This window comes from Streptomyces sp. GS7 (assembly GCF_009834125.1).
Taxonomy (GTDB): Bacteria; Actinomycetota; Actinomycetes; order Streptomycetales; family Streptomycetaceae; genus Streptomyces.
In genome coordinates this window covers 3,643,859-3,665,060 of the sequence record NZ_CP047146.1, presented here as the reverse complement: position 1 = coordinate 3,665,060, position 21,202 = coordinate 3,643,859, and the positions used below count along the sequence as shown (strand labels likewise).

Genomic DNA, 21,202 nt, shown 5'->3' with positions numbered 1-21,202 from the left:
GCGCCGCGTGGCGCCGTGGGAAACACCGAGCTGGGCACACCGGTCGACCCGCCGGGTCCAACCCGGTCCGCAGCGCGTGCGCAGGCCCGGCCCGGGAGCAGCGGACCGGGCCGGAGGTTACGCGTTTTCGCGGTGTATGCCGGCGCTGCGCTCGGGCCGCTGGGCGGCGGCGTGGTGGCACCGATGCTGCCGCAGATCGCCGACTCGCTCAACGCCTCGACGAGCGCCACCACGCTGACGGTCACCGCCTACTTCGTCCCGTTCGCCCTGGTGCAACTGGTGTCCGGGACCGTGGGCGAGCGGTGGGGCCGCCGACGCACCGTGCTGCTTGCCTACCTGGTCTACCTGATCGCCTCGCTGCTCGGCGCCATCGCACCGAACATCGCGCTGCTGCTGGTGGTACGGGCGGTGATGGGCACCGCCAACGCGTTCGTCTCGCCGCTGCTGCTGTCCGGGCTGGCCGACATGGTTCCAGCGCACCGACTGAGCCGGTCCGTGGGACTGCTGGCCAGTTGCCAGGCCGCCGGCCAGTCGCTCTCGCCACTGCTCGGCGGTGTGGCCGCGGCGGCGAACTGGCGCTGGGCGTTCGTCGGTGTCGCCGCCGCGGCCGGGCTCCTCGCGCTGGCACCCCCACCCGGCGGCGCCCGGCCGGGTGCGCAGGCCCCGCGCCTGCGCCCCCTGGTGAACGCACGCATGGGGCTGCTGTCGGTGGCCGCGTTCGTCAGCTACTTCGGCGCGGCCGGGCTGCCGTTCATGGTCTCCCTGCACGCCGAAGAGCACCTCGGCATCCGCCCAGACCTCACCGGGGTCGCGCTGCTGGGCTTCGGCTTGACCGGGTTGCTGCTGGGGGCGAGTTGGGGTTCGCTCGGTGACCGCTTCGGCGCGCGCCGCTGCGGTGGGATCGCCGCCGCGCTGGGGGCGGTGCTGGTCGCGCTGACCGGATCGACGCACAGCCTGCCGGCGCTGGTGCTGTGCTGGACGGGCGCGGGCATCGCCTACTCGATGCTCAACGTGTGCCTGCAGAACCTCACCGTCCGCGAGGTGCCCGACAACCGGGGCGGCGCGCTCTCAGCGGTCTCCGCCTTCCGCTTCGGCGGCGCGGCGATGGCCCCCATCGCCCTGCTGCCGCTGTACCACGCGGACCCCCCGCTGTCCTTCGTCATCGGCGGCGGTTCACTGCTACTCGCGTCTGCCGGCCTCGCCACGCTGCGGTCGCCGCAAACCGGTAACTCGGCCTGCTAAGTACCGGATCCGCCCAATGCGCTGCGTGTGCATGTCGTCCGTTCAAACCCGGAAGCCCCTCACCGAACTGTGAGGGGCTTCCCGCTGTAGGAGGAGGTCAGTGGGTCTTGTCGTACGCTTCGCGCGCCTCGGCCGGTACCCTGCCGTGGTTGCTGACCTCATAGCCCGCTCCCTTGGACCATGCGCGGATGGCGGCGCCGTCGTCAGGGCCGGCGGCGGTGGCCTTGAGGGACTCGCGGGTCCTGCCGGTCTTTCGCCCTGCCTTGGTGAAGGGGGCCATCGCCTCAAGCAGCAGGTCGTAGCCGTCGGGAGCCACATCAATCTGGTACTGCACACCGTTGAGGCTGAAGGTGTGGGTGGTGACCTTCGAGGTTGCTTCACCCGTGCGGTCATCCGTGTAGAGGGTGACGACTTTCCGGGCCATGGCGCGATGGTAAGAGCGCATAGTGCAGCCACTTCCTGCCGCGACGGCATATCGAGAGGGGAAGGTCAGGGCACGGGCCATGATGAGTGAGGTTCTGTGGCAGCCCCTATGCCGCTGAAGTCTTCCTCTCAGGGACTGGGTCAGCGATCCGCCGAAAGGCAGAGCCGCGGCGCCTCGCTGTTGGCGACGCCAACAGGCCGTGCTGCAACGGCAGATCGCCTCAGCTCGCCGGCATCGACGCGCAGTAGTTCTCTGTACGTCGCGCCGCCGTCAGATGAGTCCGGTGACAACCGAGCATCCGCCAACCCCTCTCTTCCTGTGCCTCGTTCTCTTCTCCCACGGCAGTGACATGTGCAAGCGGTGAGGTATATCGTTCCGGCCACCGTTACCTAAGGTGCAGCTATGGCCAACGATTGATGGCTGTAGTGCCCCTGAGTCGGTGCCTTACCCCCCTCACGCTTTGTCGGCGTGCACCGAAGTCGGCTGTGCACGCCCGTAGGAAGGCATGCCATGTCCCGAATACGGTCCCGGAAACGGGTTCCCAGATCTGCCGCTCTGACCGCGATGGCAGGCGCAGGCGTCTGCCTGGCAGCCGCCGTAGTGCCGTCCGCGTTCGCGGGCAACTCCCCTCAGGCCCACGCCCCCACACCGGCCGGCACCTGCACGATCCGCCCTGCGGAGAAGAACTCCGAGGCACCGCTGAGCTGTCTCGGCGTCACCGCTTCCCTCGACCACCTCCCTGCCGTCGGCGAGCAGGCCACCCTCACGGTGAACGTCAAGGCCCAGACCGACGTCAAGCGCGCCGGCCTGTCCCTCCAACTGCCGCCCGCACTCCGGATATCCGACGGCGAAGGCTCCGGCCTCACCGCGCCCGCCACGGACACCTTCGGCCAGCGCACCAGCCGCATCCTTGCCCTCACCCCCGGCACCCGGACCGTCAGTCTCAAGGTCAAGGCGGTCGCCGCCGGACCCGCCCAGATCCAGGCGGACATCAGCGACGTCGACCACCCCGACCCGCGCCGCGCCGGACACGACTCGGTCGAACTCACCGTCAGCAAGACCAACGGCTCCTCCGACAAGGGCATATCGGTCACCAAGGCCCACCCGGCCCCGGTCCATCACCCCACGCCCGGCGCTCGCAAGGAACGGCCGGTCACCCCCGAGGCACCCGCCCCGGACCGCGCCTCAGCCGCCTCCGCCCCGGCCGCCCCGCGCACAGGCGGCCGGGCCGGGGACTCCTCGCAGGTCTGTATCAGCGGCACCTTCCGCAACCGCTTCCAGTCCGCCGAGGGCGGTAGTTGGAACAGCAAGGCAAACCGGGACGAGCCGGTCCACAACGCCAACGTCACCCTGTGGGGCCAGCCCACCGCCAACAGCGGTACGCAGAAGCTCGCCACGGGAATGACCGGCAACAAAGACGGCAGCTTCAACCTCTGCTACACCCCCACCACCTCCGTCACCTCCAAGGTCTGGGTGGAGTTCCGGACCCAGGCAGGCCAGTCGTGGTCCGTGGTCGACGGCAACGGCCGCCTCTACACCACTGCCACCTACTCGCAGGACAACGTCTCGGGCAGCACCCGCCTGGGCAACGTGTACGCCAACGAAGGGCAGAGCCGCGCCTGGCACGCCCTCGACACCCTCAACAAGCTGTGGTGGAACCGCGGTTCCACCACCAACTGCTGGGCCAGCAGTCAGCAGGACGGCCACTGCACCCCGATCACCGTCCAGTGGTACCCCGGCTCCACCGACGGCACCTACTGGTCGACCAACGAGGACAAGATCCACCTCGCGGACAACGACCCCGACTCCGAGCACACCGTCGTCCACGAATCGGGCCACGCCCTCATGGGCAAGCTCTACAAGGGCTGGTGGCCGAACGTGACCAACTGCTCGCCCCACTACGTCAGCCGCACCTCCTCCACCAGTTGCGGCTGGACCGAGGGCTTCGCCAACGCGGTGGCGTTCCACACGTTCAACGACACCACCTACTACTGGGGCAACGGCAGCTCCCAGAATCTCGCCAACGACCGCTCCACGACCGGCATCGACCCTGGCGACGCCTGCGAGGCCCGCGTCGCCACCGCGCTGGTCGACCTGTGGTCCCAGGTCGACGGCGGCTGGTCCAAGAGCAACACCATGATGACCAAGACCCAGCAGTCCAGTTTCCGCGAGTACTTCGTCACCGACCGGCCCGACTACGGCCTGGACACCGGCGCCAAGGCCCGAAACATCCTCTACAACCACACCATCCAGTACTGATCAACCAGCACCTGCATGGCCCGGGCCGGTCGACGCCCCGGGCCATGCGCATACACAGCCAGTCCACAGCCATGAAGTGCACCAGGCCCCGGTTCCTAGACGCGACCCGGGCGGACGCCGCCCGCCGCCGTGTGGGCCGAGAACCTCTACGGCCCACCACCAAGCCGTCGCCCTCCTGCACGCCCCGTACAAGCGGGACCTGCTCGACGGTATCGAGCACCTGCGCACCCAGCAGGGCATCGCGGCCTGCGCGGTGCAGGCTCGGGTCCACGAGGCGCCAGCCTCGGACGTGCCGGGATGGGCCACGGGTTCGTCGTGCAGGTCGGTGGCCCCATTGGTCGCCTCTAGGGGCGGCAGGCTCGGGCGGGTGGTGCGGATCACGGGCTTCGCGACATACACGAGAAGCGACGAGACGCATCGTCTTGCTATGGTGGGGGCATGGCTTTCTTCTACTTTCTCTGAGTCCGGGCACGGCCGACGCCGCCGTTTCTGCCGCCCGTTGACCCTTCGCATTCCCAGGGAAAGTCCATGCGCGAACGCGCCCATACCGCCGTGCCCGCTGCCGTTGCGCAGCTGTCCGTCAAGGACGTCACCAAGTCCTACGACACCCGGACCGTCCTCGACCAGGTCTCCTTCACCGTCCGCCCGGGCGAGAAGGCCGCCGTCATCGGCGAGAACGGCTCCGGCAAGTCCACCCTGCTGCGGCTGCTCGCCGCGGCCGAGCTGCCGGACGTCGGGGAGATCACCGTCAGCATCCCCGGCGGCACCGGCCACCTCGCCCAGACCCTCGACCTCGCCCCTCACCGCACCGTGCAGGACACCGTCGACCTCGCCCTGGCCGAACTGCGCGCCATGGAGCGCCGGCTGCGCACGGCGGAACAGCGCCTCGGCGAGGCGTCGAAGGACGAACTCGCCGCGTACGGTGAGCTGCTGATCGCGTACGAAGAACGCGGCGGATACGAGGCGGACGCCCGCGTCGAGGCCGCGATGCACGGGCTCGGGCTCGCCGGGATCACCCGCGACCGCGTGCTCGGCTCGCTCTCCGGCGGTGAGCAGTCGCGGCTGGCGCTCGCCTGCGTGCTGGCCGCCGCCCCCGAGCTGCTGCTCCTGGACGAGCCGACGAACCACCTCGACGACGCGGCCGTGCGCTGGCTTGAGGAGCATCTGCGCGCGCACCGCGGCACCGTCGTCGCCGTCACCCACGACCGCGGCTTCCTTCAGCGCATCGCCACCACCATCCTCGAGGTCGACCGGGAGGCGCGCACGGTGCGCCGTTACGGCGACGGCTGGGCCGGCTACCGCGCCGCGAAGGCCACCGCCCGACGCCGCGCGGAACAGGGATACGCGGACTGGCTTCAGGAGATGGCCCGTACCGAGGAGCTGCTCGAAGCCGCCGGGAAGCGGCTGGCCGGCACCGGCAAGGACCCGCGGCAGGGCTTCGGCAAGCACCGCCGCTCTCACGAGGCCAAGCTCGGCGGGCAGGTGCGGGCAGCCCGGGAGCGACTGGCCCATCTGCAGCGCAATCCGGTGGCGGCGCCGCCACAACCGCTGCGGTTCACCGCCGCGCTGCCCGCGGCGGGCGGCGAGCCTCCTGCCGACCGCCCTTCCCCAAGCTCCGGGCTTCGCTCGGGCCACGGATGCCCCCTTGCCGAGCTCGACGGCGTGGCGGTCGGCGAACGGCTGCGCCTGGACGGGCTGCTGGCGATCGCGCCCGGGCAGCGGCTGCTGGTCACCGGCGGGAACGGGGCGGGCAAGACCACTCTGCTGCGCCTCCTGGCCGGCGAACTGGAACCGGACGCCGGCGCGGTACGCCGCCCCGCCCGGATCGGGTACCTGGCGCAGGAGCTGCCCGCGCGCTCCACACGGCTCCCGCTGCTCGCCGCCTTCGCGGCCAGGCGTCCCGGACTGCCGGAGGAGCACGCCGAACAACTGCTGGCGCTGGGCCTGTTCCGCCAGGAGGACCTGCACATCCCGGTCGCGGACCTGTCCGCAGGGCAGCAGCGGCGGCTGCAGATCGCGCGCCTGGTGACCCGGCCCGCGGACCTCCTCGTCCTCGACGAGCCGACGAACCACCTCGCGCTCGACCTGGTCGAGGACCTGGAGGCGGCGCTCGCGGCATACCCGGGAGCGGTGGTCGCCGTCTCACACGACCGCGGCTTCCGCGAACGCTTCCCGGGCCAGCGGCTGGAATTGCACCGGGGCCGCAGGTGCTGACTCCCGCCCGTCTCCGGTGCGCCGGCTCGTCGTCGCCTGCGGTCGCCGACCGCAGGGCCGCGGCATCGATGGCGGTCGACGCGGTTGGACGAGCCGACCGGTGGTGCGGTCCACGGGGTCGGCGGCGCTGACCACCGCGCTCCGGAGTCCGCCCGCGCACTGTGACCGGAGCCGGGCGGCGACCGCGGTCAGCGCCTCGGCGGCCCTGTCCGCTCCTGGGGGCCGTCCGGGTTCGGCGTGGGCCTGCCCGATGACCTGCCCGTGGGCGTTGACCACCTCGGCCGTCACTCCGCGCGGCCGGGCGGGGCGCGGGCAGCACGACCGGAGCCACGGCCACCGGCACGGCCGGGACGTCGTCCTCGTGCCGCGCGACCGCGGCCTCGGCACGAGCCGCCTCGCCGCTGGAGCGCCGACGTTCAAGGGCGGAACTCACCGTCGAGGTGCCGGTGATGGTGATGGTGATGGTGAAGGCGGGCCATCTCTGCTGGTTGCCGTATGAGTTCGAGGCCCCTGAGCCACACCCATGGCGTAGACCACTTCCGTCACGCGATACTGCAGCGGTCCGGCAGTACGCGCGCCCCCACAGCGACGGAAGGACCCCAAGCCCCTTGAATTCCCTACGTGTTCGGATCGGCATCCTCGGTATGGCCCTGCTGGCGGGGCTGGTGGCACCCGCGACCACGGCGGCGGCTCGGGCCGCTCAGGGCGCCCCGGCCCCGACCGTCGAGGAGCAGCGCCTCGACAAGGCGGCACCGCAGGAGATACTGCGACGCTCCGGTTTCGACTCCGTGGCCCCGGACTTCGTCCGCGACCTGACCCGGACGCACTCCTTTGAGCAGGCCCGCGGCATCGTCGTTCGGGACGGTACGGCGCTGTGGCGGCGCGCCGTCGACCGGGCGCACGGACGGGGCCCCGCGGGCGGCGACCTCAGCCGGGACGACGACCGGCCGCTGTACTGGGCGCGGCTCGGGATGACGCGGGACGTGCGCACGTGGGAGCCGCGTTTCGGGCTCAGTGACGCGCAACGTTCGGCCCTGCTCGACCAGTTGGAGCGGACCTCGCGCGGCCAGACCGACATCCGCTACCCGTCGCGCGCCACGGGCGTCAAGCGCATTCTCGTCACCGGCTTCGACCCGTTCACACTGGACCAGGACATCAGGATCTCCAACCCGTCCGGGGCCGTCGCGCTCGCTCTCGACGGGACGGTGATCCAGACCGACTCCGGTCCGGCCCGCATCGAGGCCGTCACGTTCCCGGTGCGCTGGCAGGACTTCGCGGCGGGGACGGTGGAGCGGACGCTGGCGCCGTACCTGCCGAAGGTCGACCTGTACACGACGGTGAGCCAGGGCCGGGTGGGCCGCTTCGACGTCGAGCGGACGAACGGGGCCTGGCGCGGCGGCTACCCCGACAACGACAACACCAGCAGCACTGGGACGGTCCCGGTCGCCGCCCCGGCCACACAGCCGCAGTGGACGACGACCACCCTCCCCTCCAAAGCGATCGTGACCGCGCACACCGGCCGGTTCCCGGGCTACGACCACACCGAGGTCACCGAGATCCCGGCAGGGAGCACCGAACCCGTCGTCCGCCCCGACGGCCCCACCCCGGGCTCAACGGCCCGTGAGGGCGGCGGCGGCAACTACCTCTCCAATGAGATCGCCTACCGCGCGACCCTGCTGCGCGACCGGCTGGGCCTCCACGACACGCTGCCAGGCGGGCACGTGCACACACCGGTGCTCCGGTTCGGCGCGGGCAACACCGATCCGGCGACCGGAAAGATCACGGATCCTCAGTTCGTGCGGAACCGGCTGGACATCATTGCGCAGCTACGGTCGATCCTGACGGTGGCGGCGAATACGGCGCTGAAGTGACGTCGCCCCCGCCCGCGTTCCCGTGGCCGTCCTGACCCCGGTCCTCGTCCAGACGTTTCCGCCCAGATTGGCGTGCAGCGTCTTCTCCTTGGTGCCGAAGGCGTCGAACAGGTCCAGGGCCCGCTGCCGGGGGTTCCCTTCGCCATCCCCCTGCATACCCCGGACCCGCCTTACGCGCCGAGAGCGCCTGGCACTCGCTCGCGCTGTTGTGGCGGCGCTGCTGACCGGAGCCGCGCGGGCCGGCTGGCCACGGCGGCGGAAGAGGAAGCTGTTGCGCTGGTGCGGTAACGCCCGCTTGGCCTTGAACTACGCGTTTGCCGCGGAGAAGGATGGCTCACGAGCAGTGGCGGGCCAGGGTCGACGAGCTGGTCGTCGGCGGGATGCCGGTTTGCAGGTGACGGCTGCGGCTTGCGTCCGCACTGGGGCTGTGGGGATGTGCCGGCGTCACCGACGACCGGCCTGTGCGTCTTGGGGCGGTTCGGGCGGGATGGGCAGTCGGGTACGGAACGTGGTCGCTCCCGGGGTGTCGAGGACGGTGAGGGTGCCTTTGTGGATGGCCGCGATGTCGCGGGCGATCGGGAGGCCGAGGCCGGTGCCGCCGTCGTCGCGGCTGCGGGCGTCGTCGAGGCGGGCGAACCGTTCGAAGATCTTCTCGCGGTCGGCGGGCTCGATCGGCGGGCCGTCGTTGGTCACCTCCAGGACGGCGTCTCCGGAGGCCCGGTCGGTGGTGAGGCGGACGGTGATGTAACTGCGGGCGTGGCGCTGGGCGTTGTCGAGCAGGTTTGTCAGCAGCCGTCGCAGCCACAGGGGGTTGCCGGGGACGGTGATCGCCGCCGGGGCGTGGACGGCGACCGGGTGGGGTTCGACGCCGCGCGCCGCGACTGTGGTGTGTACCAGGTCGGCGAGGTCGACGGGTTCGTAGGGCCAGTCGTGGTCGGTGGTGTCCAGGCGGGCGAGCAGCAGGAGGTCGGTGGCGAGTGCTTGCAGGCGTTCGGTGTCCTCCAGGGCGCCGGCCACCAGGTCCGTGTGCACATCGGGGTCGGAGTGGGTGAGGGCGACTTCGAGCTGGGTGCGCAGGACGGTCAGGGGGCTGCGCAGTTCGTGGGAGGCGTCCGCGATGAAGCGGCGCTGCCGTGTGCCTGCGGCTTCGAGGCGCTGGAGCATGGCGTTCATGGTGTCGGCGAGACGGGCGATCTCGTCGTCGCTGCGGGGCTCGGGAACGCGGCGGTTCAGGTCACGGTCTCCGATGGCGGCGACCTCGGCGCGGATGGCCTCGACCGGCCGCAGGGCACGGCCGGTCGCGCGCCAGGTGAGGGCGCCGACGGTGAACAGCAGGAGCGTGCTCAGTACGGCGAGGGCGGCGGTGGTGAGGTCTTCGGCGGCGTCGGCGGTGCGCAGGGACGCGCCGACGTAGATGGTGACGGGGCCGGTGGGGGTGGTGGTGGCGACGCTGGTGACGCGCTTGTGGTGTGCGTGGCCCGGGGCGTCGAGGTTGAAGGTTCTGTGGCCGTTGGGGTGGCCGGCGGGGGCGAGTGGGGGGTGGCCGGTGAGGTTCTGGCTGGCACTGACCACCGTGCCGTTCGCGTCGACGACCTGGATGAAGTCGGTGCCGTGGTCGAGGGGAAGCGGGCTGGTGAGGTGACCGTCGGTGGCGAGGCGGGCGACCGCCTGGGCCTGCTCGCGGGCATCGGCCTCGACGGTGCGTTCCAGATTGACGCGCAGCAGGAGGACGACGGCGGTCGAGGCGATGGAGAGGACGACGGCGACGCTGGCGCAGGCGGCAAGGGTGGTGCGGGCGCGGACCGAGCGTGGTGTCAGGCGGTCGACGAGGGCTGCGGCGCGGGGGTGGCGGGCCAGGTGGCGGTGCGCGGTCGCGCGCAGTCGGCGGTGTGCGGCGCCGGCGGGTGCACCGGTGGGGGTCTGGTCAGCCACCGTCGGCCGCCAGCCGGTAGCCGGCACCGCGGACGGTCTGGACCGCGGCTCGCCCGAAGGGGGTGTCGATCTTGCGCCGTAGGGCGCTGACGTGGACCTCTACGGTGTTGGGGTCGCTGTCGAGGGCGTTGTCCCAGATGGCGTCGAGGATCTCCCGCTTGGAGACGGCCTCGCCGGCCCGGCGGGCGAGGTGGTCGAGGATGGCGAATTCGCGGGGGGTGAGGGGGATCGTGGTGCCGGCACGCGTACAGGTGCGGGCGGCGGAGTCGACCACGAGGTCGCCCAGGACGGTGCGCCGGGGCGCGCGGCTGCCGATCCGGCGGGCCAGCGCCTTGAGGCGGGCGACGAGTACGACGAAGGAGAACGGTTTGGACAGGTAGTCGTCGGCGCCGGTGTCGAGCGCCTCGGCTTCGTCCCATTCGCCGTCCTTGGCGGTGAGCATCAGGATGCCGACATCGCTGCCGCAGGCCCGCAGGCGTGAGCACACCCGGTAGCCGTTGAGACCGGGCAGCATGACGTCGAGCACGACCACGTCGTAGGCGTGGTCCATGGCCTGGGCCAGGCCGGAGGGGCCGTCGTGGGCGACGTCGACTCTGAATCCCTGGGCCGTCAGCCCGTGCCGCAGGGCCAGGGCCAGCCGGCGTTCGTCCTCCACCACCAGTACTCGCATGCCCACCAGGGTCGCAGGTCGCCCCACCAGGTAGCTGAAGGAGTCTGCAGGTCTTCAGCCGATCTTCAGCAACGCACGGACATCCTGGCGGTGTTGCCCGGGGACGGCCCGGGCCTGCCGAGGATCGGGGTGTGCCATGAGCGAGCCCATGGGAACGGGTGAAACGTTGCCGCAGGAAGAGCCGAAGGCCGCGGGCGCGGGCAGGACGCGTACGGCTGCGGGCCGTGCCGGCCGGTGGGTGCGCGGCCGGTCGGCGCGCTGGGTCGCGGCCGGGGCGGCCGTGCTGGTGATCGGCGGTGGCGCGGCAGCGGCGGTGGCCCACCACCACGGGGGCGAGGAGGGCCACGGCCACGACCGTAGGACGGCTGCGGGTGATCGAGGATGGCACGACGGCCGGGGCGGCCGGGGCGGCCGTGAGGACCGCCAGGAGAGCGGGCGGGCCGATCACGCGGCGCCGGCACCGTTGCCGTCGACCAACGCGGCCGACGCGGTGGCCAAGGCCTCGTCGGCGGTGCCCGGCGGCAAGGTGGAGTCGCTGAGCCCGGTCGCCGAGCAGGGAGGTGGCCGGGCCTGGCGGGTCGTGGTCCTGGGCGCCGACGGCGTGCGGCACGCGGTGACCATCGACGGGGCCGGCGACACGATCACCGGCAACACCGTCCTGGGCGGCTGACCCACCGACCGGGCGCGGCCGGTCATGAGCAAGGTCCCGCAGGTGACAGCGGTGTTCTGGGTCGTCAAGATCCTCACCACCGGCATGGGCGAGACCACCTCCGACTGCCCCGCCCGGACGCTCGGGCCCATCCCGGCGGTTGGCCCGGCCGCCCTGCTGCCGGCCACCACGCTGCTCGCGCAGGCCGGACCCGCCACTACGTCCCGGCCCTGTACCGGACAACGGTGATCACGGTGAGCGTGTTCGGCACCATGGCCGCCGACGTCGCGCACGTCGCCCTCGGCGTGGCCCACGCCGCCTCCGCGATGGCGTTCGCCGTGCCCCTCGCCCTGGTGCTCATCCTCTGGCGCCGGGCGGAGGGGACGCTCCAACCGGTGGGGGATGCAGGTGCACGGCCTGCCGGACGCTCCGCGCAAGTTCCCTTCCTCATACGAGGAAGGGAACTTTGTCGTTGCCGGCCGCACCTTCATACCTGTTCCCCTACGATTCGTCCTTCGTCGTCACCGCGCCCTCTCAGACAGCTCAGGATTCGCGAACGGCCAGACACTGCATCTGCGTTGTGCGGCCGTCGCCAGGGGCGTGAGGCGGTCGGTCCTCGTCCGACAGCAAGCGCGTCAAGGTCCCGCAGACGGCGAGCTACGCGTCCGTCACGAGGGTGCGCGCCCGGCGGATGAGGCCAGGGGCGGTGATGCCTCGTGCGTCGCGTTCGGCGTAGACCGGCCGGTATGCGTAGCCCATCCAGGATCAGCGTCGGCTACTCGGACGGCGGGCCAAGCCCTGCCCGTGACTGTGGGAAGTCAGGGGCTGTCCCAAATGGCTTGTCCCGCCAAACCGGCTCGCCCTACAGTGAGATCACTTCGATGAGACGTCCCCCAGGAGTACGCCGCAGAGCGGGAACGTCCCACCTTGCCGAGGTGCCGGAGGGGCGGCAACAGTCTTTGTCGACCCTTCCCTTCGGAGGTCTCCTTCATGAACGTCGGTATTGGCCTGCCCATCGGCGCCCCGACCACCCTGCTCACCTGGGCCCAGCGCGCCGACGCCGGGCCCTTCAGCACACTGGGCCTGCTCGACCGGCTCGTCTATGACAATCCCGAGCCCCTGGTCACCCTCGCCTTCCTCGCGGGTGCCACCTCCCGCATCCGCATCCAGACCGAGGTACTGCTCGCCCCGCTACGCGACACTGCCCTCCTTGCCAAGCAGGCCGCCACCCTGGACCGGATGACCGGTGGTCGCCTGGTCCTCGGCCTGGGCATCGGCGGCCGGGACGACGACCATCAGGTCACGGGTATCGACAAGGGCACCCGAGGTCGACGCCTGGATGAGCAGATGGCGGTGATGCGCCGCCTGTGGTCCGGTGAGCCCTACGGCGATGGTGTCGGTCCGATCGGTCCCGCGCCCGCCCGCTCCGGTGGCCCGGAGGTGCTCTTCGGTGGCTTCAAGCCCGCCGCGCTCGAACGGGTCGCGCGCTGGGGCGACGGCTTCCTGGCCGCTGCGGCGCCGTCCTGGGCCGGCAGCCTGTTCGACACCGTCCGCGGGTTCTGGAAGGAGTACGGCCGCGACGGCGAGCCCCGCTTCGTCGCGCAGGTCAACGTCGCGCTCGGCCCGCAGAGCGTGATCGACGACGCCCGTGCCGCCATGCACGCCTACTACACCTTCACCGGCATGGCGGATCGCATGGCCGCTGGCATGCTCACCACGCCCAACGAGATCCGCGGTGCGATCGCCCGCTTCGCCGATCTCGGTGCCGACGAGGTCATGCTCTACTGCTACGGCGCCGATCCGGACCAGGTTGACCGCCTCGCCGACGCCCTGTGACGGCTTGGGACTCCTCACGAAATGATCTTCAAGACGGTTGGATCAGTCCGGGACTGACGATCCGGGGTGCTGGGTGGCGCGGCCGAAACCAGGGGAAGTCGACCATCATGAGCTGTGGGCGGTGGTCGCGCCACTGCTGCCCCACGTCGAGTGTCGGGCCCGCCACCCCGGGCGCAAGCGGCATCCGGATCGGCTGGTGTTCCAGTGCATCCTGTTCGTCCGTCAGACGGGGATCGCGTGGGAACTCCTGCCGCAGGAACCCGGATTCGGCTTGGGCACGACCTGCTGGCGTCGGCTGGCCGTGGTTCAACGCCACCAGTCATACGCGGCGTTCACGCCTCCGTCTCCTTTCCGTTCCGCCCGTCGTGCGAGCAGGGCCCCTCTCGCGGCCGTAAGGTGCGGCCATGGCTCAGACGATGTCCCCCACTCCCCACGAAGCCTTCACGCGACTCCTCGAAGGCAACCAGCGCTTCGTCGCCGGTACGGCAGAGCACCCCAACCAGGACGCCACCCGGCGCGCCGAGGTCGCACTGGCCCAGCGCCCCTTCGTCGTCCTGTTCGGGTGCTCCGACTCACGGCTGGCCGCCGAGATCATCTTCGATCGCGGTCTGGGCGACCTGTTCGTGGTCCGCACCGCCGGCCACGTCGTGGGCGCCGAGGTGCTGGGCAGCATCGAATACGGGGTCGAGATGCTGGACTGTCCGCTGATCGTGGTCCTCGGCCATGACTCGTGCGGTGCGGTCGGTGCCGCCTGTGCCGCGCTGGAGGACGGTACGACGCCGGCCGGCTACATCCGGGACGTCGTCGAGCGCGTCACCTCCAGCGTGCTCGCGGCACGGTCGGCCGGACGTGTGCAGGCCGAGGAGATCGTCGCCGAACACATGCGGCACACCGTCGACTTGCTCCTGGACCGCTCCCGGGTGCTGGCGCAGCGGGTGGCGGCAGGGCAGGCCGCCGTGGTCGGCCTGTGCTACCGGCTGGCCGACGGCAGCGCGCAACTCGTGGTGTCCCGTGGCCTCGACGCCCCCGCGGGCCCGGCGTGATCCCCGCGCCGCACCGCCCGCCGCGTTATCGCGCGCTTCCCTTCGCCTCGGCCGAGTACGCGGGGGTCATGGCGAAGTGGCAGGTGAGACAGGTGAGTTCGCGGGCCGGCCGGGACAGCGTCGACTGGCCGACGCCGGCCAGATGATGGCCGGGTTCCAGGGCGACATGGCAATGCCGCATGCAGACGCCGACACCGCAGTGGTGGCACACCCCCACGGCGTCGACGATCTCCTCGGCCCACGCGCAGTCGAAGCACTTCATGGGACTCACCCGCCTCCCGTGCACCTGCACGGACCCTTCTCTTGTCGTGGAACTGTTGCGTGAGGCGACGGTTGCTCACACAGGGGGCACGTCCTGCCGCCGACCGGCCGCGCCGACGTGCCGTCCGCCGCGCCCGGTGCGGCGCCGCGCCATGAGCCACGGCGCTCCCCAGGCGATCGCCATGGCCCCGGCCGCCCACAGCGCGGCCGTGCTCTGGGCCAGGCGGCCGACGGTGAACAGCACCGCGCTGACCGCCACCGCCGTGCAGGCCAGCACCGCGGCGGCCCGGCGACGCAGCGCGAGAGCGAGCCGCCGACGTCTGCGGAGGGTGTCGCCGAAGGTACCGAGCAGCAGGGCGAGGTCGGAGTCCTCCGCCATGAAGCCCTGCTCGATCTCGGCGAGGACCCGTCGGTCATGCATGGGCAGCGTCATGGTCGCCTCCTCCCGGAGCCCGCGTCGCCTTCCGGCCGGGCAGCCCCTAGGCGCCCGGCCTCTGCTCGCGCCCCGCACCCATCGCCAGGCGCGTGGCCGCCAGCCCGAGTGCCAAGGTCACGGCCCCGATCACGACGTTGTTCCAGATCGGTCCCGCGCTCGCACGGTGCCCGGCGGTCACGACCCAGGGGGAGATGACCAGCCAGACGCCGATCACCGCGCAGGTCCAGGTCAGCTGGTACATCCGCTCCGGTGCCCGGGTCAGCCCGAGGCCGATCGCGGTCAGCACCAGGCCGATGACGAGGTTGTTCACCGTCAGTTCGGAGCTCGTGGCGTGGAAGTGCACCACCCACGGCGAGATCGCCGCGTACATTCCGGTGAGGAGCACGATCCCGTCGAGGGCGGCGGCTCGGCGTCCGGAGACCAGCCGTGCGTAGCGCTCCCGCATCTCGGCAACGTCGGGATGGCTGGTGATGTCCGTGGTGTGGTGAGAGAGGTCCGACATTCGAATCGCTTCCCCTCGTATGCCTCGATTGACCTCACCCCCAGAATATCATTGCACTCTGCAATGATGCAGGTGTGCGAGGCCGCGGTCACAGGCTCAGGACGATGGCTGAGCCGACGCCGCCGAGGACGAGGGCCAGGGCCCCCGCACGCCAGCCGCCGTCGCGCCACGGGAAGAACCGGTCGAGGGAGAGGGCGCCGGGCCCGATGAGGGCCACGCCGAGCACGACCAGGGTGATGACTATGGGGTATTCGATGCCGTCTTCGGTCGACCACAGGCCGTGGGGTGCGGTGACCACCATCGCATTGATCATTACGCCGATGACCGCGGCGGCGGCCAAGGGCGTCAGGAGCCCCATGGCCACCCCCAGGCCGCCCAGGAACTCGGAGGCGCCGGCGACGCCGGCGAAGAGGGTGCCAGGGTGGTACCCCAGTGCCGCGAAGTCCCTGCCGGTGGCCTGGATCCCGTGGCCGCCGAACAAGCCGAACAGCTTCTGGGCGCCGTGGCCGGCCATCAGCAGGCCGACGGACAGTCGCATCAGCAGTACGCCCACGTCCGCGGGGCGCACGGCCGGCGGTGAGGGGCCTGTCGCTGCGCCGGCCTGGCGTGCGGTGGGGGTGGTTGCTCGTTCCATGGCGGGTTCACCTGTACTTCGGTGACGCCCGTGGGCGAACGTCGCGATCGAACGGGCGCCGGTGAGAGATGGGGCACGCAACGGATGATGCGTACGCGGCGGGGATCAGACGGGCCCGCGGTCCTGTGAAGTGGTCCGGCCTCCGGCCCGGTCCCCCACACCTCCGATACTTCTCCTTCTGGCGGGCGAGGTCCAGGGGTAGCGGAAAATGCCGCTGGCGTTTTTCGGGCTACTGCTGGTTTTCGAGTCGGCGGTCACAGGCCGCTTCGGAGCCGTCTCCTCCGGTGGCCGATGCGCGGGCGCGCAGCTCGACGCAGCACCGGCCGGGGTGTGGGGCGAGCACGGCGTCGGTGGCGTCGCTGCCCAGGCCCTGGAGGTAGCCGGCCAGGAAAGCCTGGTTGATGTCGCAGACCAGCTCGGGAGTCTTGGCGGCCAGCGGGTGGAACGGGCAGTTGCGCAGCAGAACCAGGGTGGGGGTGCTGCGTTCGGGCTCGAACCCGAGCCCGTCGAGCGACTCGATGGCGAGGCTGAGGCCGCGCTCGGCACCCAGCCGGCCGGGACGCGCGCGGACGCGTTCGGCGGCGCCGATGTTCCTGCCCCGTTCACCGGCCACGCGCACCGCCGCGTCGTGCGCCGACTCACCGGGGGCCTCGCTGAGCACGGCCTCGGCGAGCAGGTCGGCCAGCAGCTGGAAGCGGCGTTCGGGGACGCTGACCTCGATCGCTTCGGCGGCGGGTTCGTAGAGCTTCGGGTGCCGGCCGACCTTGCGGATGCCGGACGGTGAGGCGTAGTGGGACCGCAGCAGTCCGGCCGCGACGAGTTTGTCGAGGTGGAACGCCGCCAGCTTGCGGGAGATGCCCACGCGCGCGGCCACCTCCTCGCGAGTCAGCGGGCGGTGCTCGCGCCGTATGACGTCGAACATCCGCCGCCTCAGCTCGTCTCCCAGGACGGCCAGTGAGGTCAGCGAAGCGTCATCGAGTCCCACACAGGAACGCTATCGCACAGCTGCGTGGGCGTAACTACTTCCCGGGTGGGTACTGCAGGTTCCCTTGACCTCCTCAGGCAATACCACCAACAATCTTTGGTGAAATAGCTCAGGGAGGCAGCCATGGCTGCGACGCTCACCGACGGACAGCGACAGGCGAAACGGCCGGTCAGCGCGCCGCTGACCGGCCCGTACGGGCACCCCTTCCGCCCCATCCTGGTCACGGTGCCGATCGGCGCATGGGTGGCGAGCCCGGTCTTCGACACCCTGGACGGCCTTCGGTTGCTCGTCCCCGTGGACCACCTCACGTGTGGCATCAGGAAGTCGTCGCACCCGACCACGTCGAGGGCTACGACGGCGTGGTCAACGACTACTTCCTCGTATGCACCGCCCACTTCGCACCTCGCGGCGTCCTGTCCGACGACGCACTCGCAGCCGAGCACATCAGCGGGCTGAAGTGGTGGCGGCACCGGGACATCGCCGACCATCGGGGTCCCGATCTGTTCTCCCCGCGCGAACTCGGCACTCGCCTGGGCGCGTTGGCGACCTCGGCGATCCCGGCCGAACCGCTGTCGATCGGCCTGTGAGGAGCACGGCCCGGCCCGGGTCTGCGCACACGCGATACGGCCTGCCGGGGTCCGGGCCCCGGCCCGGCAGGCCGTTCCGCTCCGCCGTCCCCCGCCGGCCGGCCCTACAGCACCCGGTCGGCGCGCGGTAGGCGGCGGACCACGTAGGCGACCGCCCAGCATGCCGGCAGCGCGAGGGCGGCGACGAGCGCGAACTTGGCGACGGCCGGGGCGTGCAGCCAGTGGAAGGCGTGCCCGAGCGCGACGAGCACCGGCGCGTGCAGGACGTAGACCGCGAAGGCGTGCCGGGCGAGGAACGCGGCGGTACGGCCCTGGCGGTTGAGGCGTTCGCGGAAGAGCACCGTCAGACCTATGACGATGCCGACCGCGAACGTCGACTCCCATGCCGCGGCGACAAGTGACTGCCAGGTCCCGTACCCGTCCGTCGCGCCTGCCTTCACCACGGCGACGAACGGGAGGTAGGCGAGGGTCGCAGCCGTCGCGGCGGCGAATCCCAGGTAGCCCGTGCGGCGGGAGAGGGACTGCGGCCAGCCGCGGCGGTAGGCGAGGACCCCGAGAACGAAGAAGCTCGCATACTGCATCAGATAGGCGGAGGACGGCAGTCCGAGGAACGGGACATAGGTGCCGCTCGGCACGAGGATGCGCCAGAGGTAGGTGGCGAGGGCGAGGGCGGCGGTGAAGAGGACGATGGCGCGCGGCTTCGGCGCAGTCGCCGTGGACCCCGGCGGCTGCGTCCGGATCGGCGTCGGCTCGTCGGCCGTCCCACCGGGCGTGGCCGGGAGGCGGTGGGCACGGCGGCGGCGTACGAGGACGTAGAGCAGGGCGAACAACAGGAGCACTTCGGCGAACCAGAGCGGGCCCGCGTCCCAACTCGCCAGGTAGTAGAGCCAGTACGGGAGGGCGTCACCGCGCGCGGCGAAGACGGACCGCAGATGGAGGTACCCACCGAGGTCCGTGAGAGGCCGGATCAGCAGCAGGAAGGCGAGGAGTGGGATACCGAGGCGCTTCAGGCGGTCCCGGAGGAAGCGGCGCGAGCCCTTCCGGTCATAGGACGCCGGGGTGAAGTATCCGGCGATCATGAAGAAGAACCCCATGAAGAACGCCTGGTTGAAGACGACGAAGACGTCCAGGAGCCGTCCGGAGCCGTCCTTGGCGGGCTCGGTGTAGTACCAGGCGGGGATGTTGCCGTAGGTGACGGCCGTGTGGTGCAGCACCACCAGAGCCGTCAGGCCGATGCGCAGGTTGTCGATGTAGTGCAGGCGTAAGCCCACGGGTCCCACGGATCCCGCGGTGCCGGCGGGCGCGGCCGCGCGCCCGGTGTCGTGTGCCATCGAAATTCCCCCGTTCGATGTGTGTTTCTCAGGGTTCGCCCCGGCTGTCCGCTCGGGTCGCGTGCCAGAAGAGGTCGATGAGTTCGCGAGCGTGGGCCGTCAGGTCGTGGTCGGGATGCGTGGCCCAGTAGCCGAACATGTCGTCGATGCCGGCCTGCAGGCTGACGGCCATGACGCGGGTGTCGAACGGCCGTAGCTCGCCCCGCAGTTGCCCCTCACGGAAGACCTCTTCCACGCGGGTGTAGATCGGCTCGCTGGAAGCGATGCCGTACCGCAGATCGCCGTCGTCGGTGCGGAAGTGGGTGAAGATCTCACCCAGCGCGGCGAGTTGGGTCCGGTGGCCGGACATGTACTCGGCCACCGAACCGACATAGACGCGCAGCCAGGCGGCCGTTCCGGTCTGCCCTTCGAGCCGGGCCGCCACGAAAGCGCCCAGACCTTCGTAGACCTGCTCGACGGTCCGCTCGATCAACTCGCTCTTGCCGGCGAAGTGATACGAGATCACGCCCTTGCTGATGCCGGCCCGCTCGGCGATCTGCGCCATTGACGCCTTCGCGAACCCCCGTGCCGCAATGACGTCAATGGCAGCGTCGATGATCTGGGCACGGCGCACCCTCTCGATGAGAGAGCGCTCCGAGTCCGGTGTCGCCGTCCCGCTCTCCCCGTTGCCGGACTGGCCACTTGGATCATTTTCTGACCGCATGGCCAGAAATTTAGCCGATCGGCCAGACGATGTCGAGTGGTTATCCGACGGGGACGGGGACCGGCCCCCGCGGCGCGGGAGACGAGGATGCGCCGGCCGTCGTGGGAGGGGTGCCGGACTCGGCGGTTCCAGCTGACGAGCCGCTGGTCGCGCGGGCATCACTGCCGCTGCTGCGCGGCGTCGACGAGGAGGCGGACGGCGGCAGGGGGAAGGTTCAGGTGGTGGGAGATCCAGGGCGCGTCGTGGCCGTGACGGACGAGGACCCATGCCGTGTACAGCTGGTTCAGGTCGGGGGCGTCGGGGGTCTGCAGCAGGGGGCGGAGCTCTTCCATGGGGAAGCCTTCAAGCGCGTCCACGCCGAACCATCCGTCGGGTCCGGCCTCCGGAAGCGCGGGGTGGTGGACCTCCCTGGCCGGTGTGTGCCGGCGGTGCCACAGGACGGCGAAGAGCACGAGGGCCGCCAGGGCGCCGCCGAGGAGTCCGGCGCTGATGACCGGACGCCGGTCGGGCGGCGCGAGGCGCAGCACCGCCATCTCGGCGGCACCCACGGCGATGACCACCAGCGTCGCGGCGATCTCGGGGCTCCAGCGGCGCGGTGCACCATCCCTGCCCGGTACGTCGCGGCCGCGTGCGGTCCGCATCGGAGACATGGGGACCTCCCTTTCCCCCTCCCCGCTCTCTCCTCCATGGTGGACCGGCGGCACGGAGGCGGCGTCCGGTGGCGGGCGGGCATCGGGGCCGGAGCACGTCCCCCGCTTTATGACATTCAGGAATTTCCTGTGCATACCGTGGTAAAGCAGATATGGGAGGTGTCCGAGTGACCGGATTTCCGCTTCGTGACCGCATCGCGGTGGGTGCTGCCGTGGTCGTCCCCCTGCTGCTCGCACTGGTGCTGGTGCCGTTCCGCGGCACCGTGTCGGGAACGAACACGGCGCTGATCTTCGTCGTGGCCGTGGTGGCGATCGCGGCCAATGGGAGCCGGGTGGCGGGTGCGGTGTCGGCGCTGTCCGCGGCGGCGTGGTTCGACTTCTTCCTCACCCCGCCGTACGAAAGCTTCGGCATCAGCCGTGGCGAAGACGTCACGACCGCGATCCTGCTGATGCTGGTGGGGCTGGCGGTCTCCCAGCTGGCCGCCCGGGCCCGGCGGCTTCAGGTGGTCGCCGTCACCGACGCCGCGCAGCTGCGCCGGATCCACGAGACCACCGAGCTGGCGCAGTCGGCGCCGTCGGCCGAGGCGGTGGTCGACCACGTCCGTCAGGAGCTGGTCGAGCTGCTGGGGCTGCGGGCCTGCCGCTTCGAGTACGGGACGCTGCTCGGCCACCCGCCCCGGCTGGAACAGGACGGCAGCGTGACCGCGGGCCGCAGGCGATGGGACGTCGGCGAGCACGGCTGGCCGCCGGAGGAGATCGAGCTGCGGGCGATCGGCAACGGCCGTTACCAGGGCAGGTTCATGCTTCAGCCCTCCCCCGACGCCCGGCCGACGCTGCAGGCCCGGCTCGTCGCGGTCACCCTCGCCGACCAGGCCGGCGCCGCCCTGAACACCGCCGGCCGCGGCACCCGCGAGTGACGACGTGCCGGGCGCTCCGGCGCGGACTTCGGCCGCCCGCCCCGCCCGCCGTGCAC

Annotated in this window: 22 protein-coding genes and 2 pseudogenes; 12 read left to right on the top strand and 12 right to left on the bottom strand. The window is 71.2% G+C overall.

Annotation, left to right across the window (positions count from 1 at the left end):
• Window positions 1–132: 132 nt before the first annotated feature.
• Complete coding sequence (locus GR130_RS16040; RefSeq protein ID WP_159505371.1) at window positions 133–1,242, top strand: MFS transporter; 1,110 nt, start codon at window positions 133–135, stop codon at window positions 1,240–1,242.
• Window positions 1,243–1,339: 97 nt separating this feature from the next.
• On the opposite strand, the gene GR130_RS16035 is transcribed toward GR130_RS16040, so the two are convergent.
• The gene (locus tag GR130_RS16035; protein ID WP_159505370.1) at window positions 1,340–1,666 is read right to left on the bottom strand and encodes a histone-like nucleoid-structuring protein Lsr2; all 327 of its coding nucleotides are present in this window, start codon (window positions 1,664–1,666) and stop codon (window positions 1,340–1,342) included.
• Window positions 1,667–2,230: 564 nt separating this feature from the next.
• On the opposite strand from GR130_RS16035, the gene GR130_RS16030 reads away from it, so the two are divergent.
• From GR130_RS16030 to GR130_RS16020, 3 genes are all read left to right on the top strand, one after another.
• Window positions 2,231–3,925, top strand: a complete 1,695-nt coding sequence (locus GR130_RS16030; RefSeq protein WP_236573050.1) for a mycolysin — start codon at window positions 2,231–2,233, stop codon at window positions 3,923–3,925.
• Window positions 3,926–4,453: 528 nt separating this feature from the next.
• Window positions 4,454–6,139 (top strand): ribosomal protection-like ABC-F family protein, encoded by a 1,686-nt coding sequence (gene abc-f, locus GR130_RS16025; protein WP_159505368.1) that lies wholly within the window; start codon window positions 4,454–4,456, stop codon window positions 6,137–6,139.
• 608 nt (window positions 6,140–6,747) lie between these two features.
• Window positions 6,748–8,010, top strand: coding sequence for a pyroglutamyl-peptidase I family protein (locus GR130_RS16020; protein WP_159505367.1), 1,263 nt, complete (start codon window positions 6,748–6,750; stop codon window positions 8,008–8,010).
• Here GR130_RS16020 and GR130_RS40495 read toward each other — a convergent pair.
• From GR130_RS40495 to GR130_RS16010, 3 genes and pseudogenes are all read right to left on the bottom strand, one after another.
• Window positions 7,966–8,166 (bottom strand): annotated as a pseudogene (locus tag GR130_RS40495) (hypothetical protein); the annotation flags it as partial. The gene GR130_RS16020 and the pseudogene GR130_RS40495 sit on opposite strands and share 45 nt — an antisense overlap.
• A 288-nt stretch (window positions 8,167–8,454) precedes the next feature.
• Window positions 8,455–9,942 carry a HAMP domain-containing sensor histidine kinase gene (locus GR130_RS16015; RefSeq protein WP_236573049.1) on the bottom strand — a complete coding sequence of 496 codons (1,488 nt, stop codon included), beginning with the start codon at window positions 9,940–9,942 and terminating at the stop codon, window positions 8,455–8,457.
• Complete coding sequence (locus tag GR130_RS16010) at window positions 9,935–10,612, bottom strand: response regulator transcription factor (RefSeq protein ID WP_159505366.1); 678 nt, start codon at window positions 10,610–10,612, stop codon at window positions 9,935–9,937. Before GR130_RS16010 ends, GR130_RS16015 begins: the two co-directional genes overlap by 8 nt.
• A gap of 136 nt (window positions 10,613–10,748) precedes the next feature.
• On the opposite strand from GR130_RS16010, the gene GR130_RS16005 reads away from it, so the two are divergent.
• The 6 genes and pseudogenes from GR130_RS16005 to GR130_RS15985 all read left to right on the top strand — a co-directional run bounded on the left by GR130_RS16005 (window position 10,749) and on the right by GR130_RS15985 (window position 14,140).
• Window positions 10,749–11,282, top strand: coding sequence for a hypothetical protein (locus GR130_RS16005; RefSeq protein ID WP_159505365.1), 534 nt, complete (start codon window positions 10,749–10,751; stop codon window positions 11,280–11,282).
• A gap of 24 nt (window positions 11,283–11,306) precedes the next feature.
• The gene (locus GR130_RS16000; protein ID WP_159505364.1) at window positions 11,307–11,510 is read left to right on the top strand and encodes a hypothetical protein; all 204 of its coding nucleotides are present in this window, start codon (window positions 11,307–11,309) and stop codon (window positions 11,508–11,510) included.
• 23 nt (window positions 11,511–11,533) lie between these two features.
• The gene (locus tag GR130_RS41570; protein WP_328707594.1) at window positions 11,534–11,956 is read left to right on the top strand and encodes a hypothetical protein; all 423 of its coding nucleotides are present in this window, start codon (window positions 11,534–11,536) and stop codon (window positions 11,954–11,956) included.
• A 295-nt stretch (window positions 11,957–12,251) separates the two neighbouring features.
• Window positions 12,252–13,097 (top strand): LLM class flavin-dependent oxidoreductase, encoded by an 846-nt coding sequence (locus tag GR130_RS15995; RefSeq protein WP_159505363.1) that lies wholly within the window; start codon window positions 12,252–12,254, stop codon window positions 13,095–13,097.
• Between the two features lie 73 nt (window positions 13,098–13,170).
• Window positions 13,171–13,398: pseudogene (locus GR130_RS15990) on the top strand (transposase); the annotation flags it as partial.
• Window positions 13,399–13,501: 103 nt separating this feature from the next.
• A complete protein-coding gene (locus GR130_RS15985; RefSeq protein WP_159505362.1) occupies window positions 13,502–14,140 on the top strand; it encodes a carbonic anhydrase in 639 nt (212 codons plus the stop codon).
• A gap of 25 nt (window positions 14,141–14,165) precedes the next feature.
• On the opposite strand, the gene GR130_RS15980 is transcribed toward GR130_RS15985, so the two are convergent.
• The 5 genes from GR130_RS15980 to GR130_RS15960 all read right to left on the bottom strand — a co-directional run bounded on the left by GR130_RS15980 (window position 14,166) and on the right by GR130_RS15960 (window position 16,958).
• The gene (locus tag GR130_RS15980) at window positions 14,166–14,402 is read right to left on the bottom strand and encodes a DUF2180 family protein (protein WP_159505361.1); all 237 of its coding nucleotides are present in this window, start codon (window positions 14,400–14,402) and stop codon (window positions 14,166–14,168) included.
• A 75-nt stretch (window positions 14,403–14,477) separates the two neighbouring features.
• Window positions 14,478–14,834, bottom strand: coding sequence for a DUF3040 domain-containing protein (locus GR130_RS15975; protein ID WP_159505360.1), 357 nt, complete (start codon window positions 14,832–14,834; stop codon window positions 14,478–14,480).
• 46 nt (window positions 14,835–14,880) lie between these two features.
• Entirely contained in the window at window positions 14,881–15,339 is a 459-nt protein-coding gene (locus tag GR130_RS15970) for an SPW repeat protein (RefSeq protein ID WP_159505359.1), read from the bottom strand.
• An 88-nt stretch (window positions 15,340–15,427) separates the two neighbouring features.
• Window positions 15,428–15,973, bottom strand: coding sequence for a DoxX family protein (locus tag GR130_RS15965; RefSeq protein WP_159505358.1), 546 nt, complete (start codon window positions 15,971–15,973; stop codon window positions 15,428–15,430).
• A 229-nt stretch (window positions 15,974–16,202) separates the two neighbouring features.
• Entirely contained in the window at window positions 16,203–16,958 is a 756-nt protein-coding gene (locus GR130_RS15960; protein ID WP_159505357.1) for a helix-turn-helix transcriptional regulator, read from the bottom strand.
• Window positions 16,959–17,266: 308 nt separating this feature from the next.
• Between GR130_RS15960 and GR130_RS39800 the strand changes: the two genes are divergently transcribed.
• The gene (locus GR130_RS39800) at window positions 17,267–17,545 is read left to right on the top strand and encodes a hypothetical protein (protein WP_201304896.1); all 279 of its coding nucleotides are present in this window, start codon (window positions 17,267–17,269) and stop codon (window positions 17,543–17,545) included.
• Window positions 17,546–17,649: 104 nt separating this feature from the next.
• Here GR130_RS39800 and GR130_RS15950 read toward each other — a convergent pair whose 3' ends face one another.
• From GR130_RS15950 to GR130_RS15940, 3 genes are all read right to left on the bottom strand, one after another.
• Entirely contained in the window at window positions 17,650–18,876 is a 1,227-nt protein-coding gene (locus tag GR130_RS15950) for an acyltransferase family protein (RefSeq protein ID WP_159505355.1), read from the bottom strand.
• 28 nt (window positions 18,877–18,904) lie between these two features.
• Window positions 18,905–19,579, bottom strand: a complete 675-nt coding sequence (locus GR130_RS15945; protein ID WP_159505354.1) for a TetR/AcrR family transcriptional regulator — start codon at window positions 19,577–19,579, stop codon at window positions 18,905–18,907.
• Between the two features lie 158 nt (window positions 19,580–19,737).
• Window positions 19,738–20,229 (bottom strand): hypothetical protein, encoded by a 492-nt coding sequence (locus GR130_RS15940; RefSeq protein ID WP_236573048.1) that lies wholly within the window; start codon window positions 20,227–20,229, stop codon window positions 19,738–19,740.
• Between the two features lie 167 nt (window positions 20,230–20,396).
• Here GR130_RS15940 and GR130_RS15935 point away from each other — a divergent pair, with 167 nt between their 5' ends.
• Window positions 20,397–21,146 carry a DUF4118 domain-containing protein gene (locus GR130_RS15935; RefSeq protein ID WP_328707556.1) on the top strand — a complete coding sequence of 250 codons (750 nt, stop codon included), beginning with the start codon at window positions 20,397–20,399 and terminating at the stop codon, window positions 21,144–21,146.
• The last annotated feature ends 56 nt before the right edge of the window (window positions 21,147–21,202 follow it).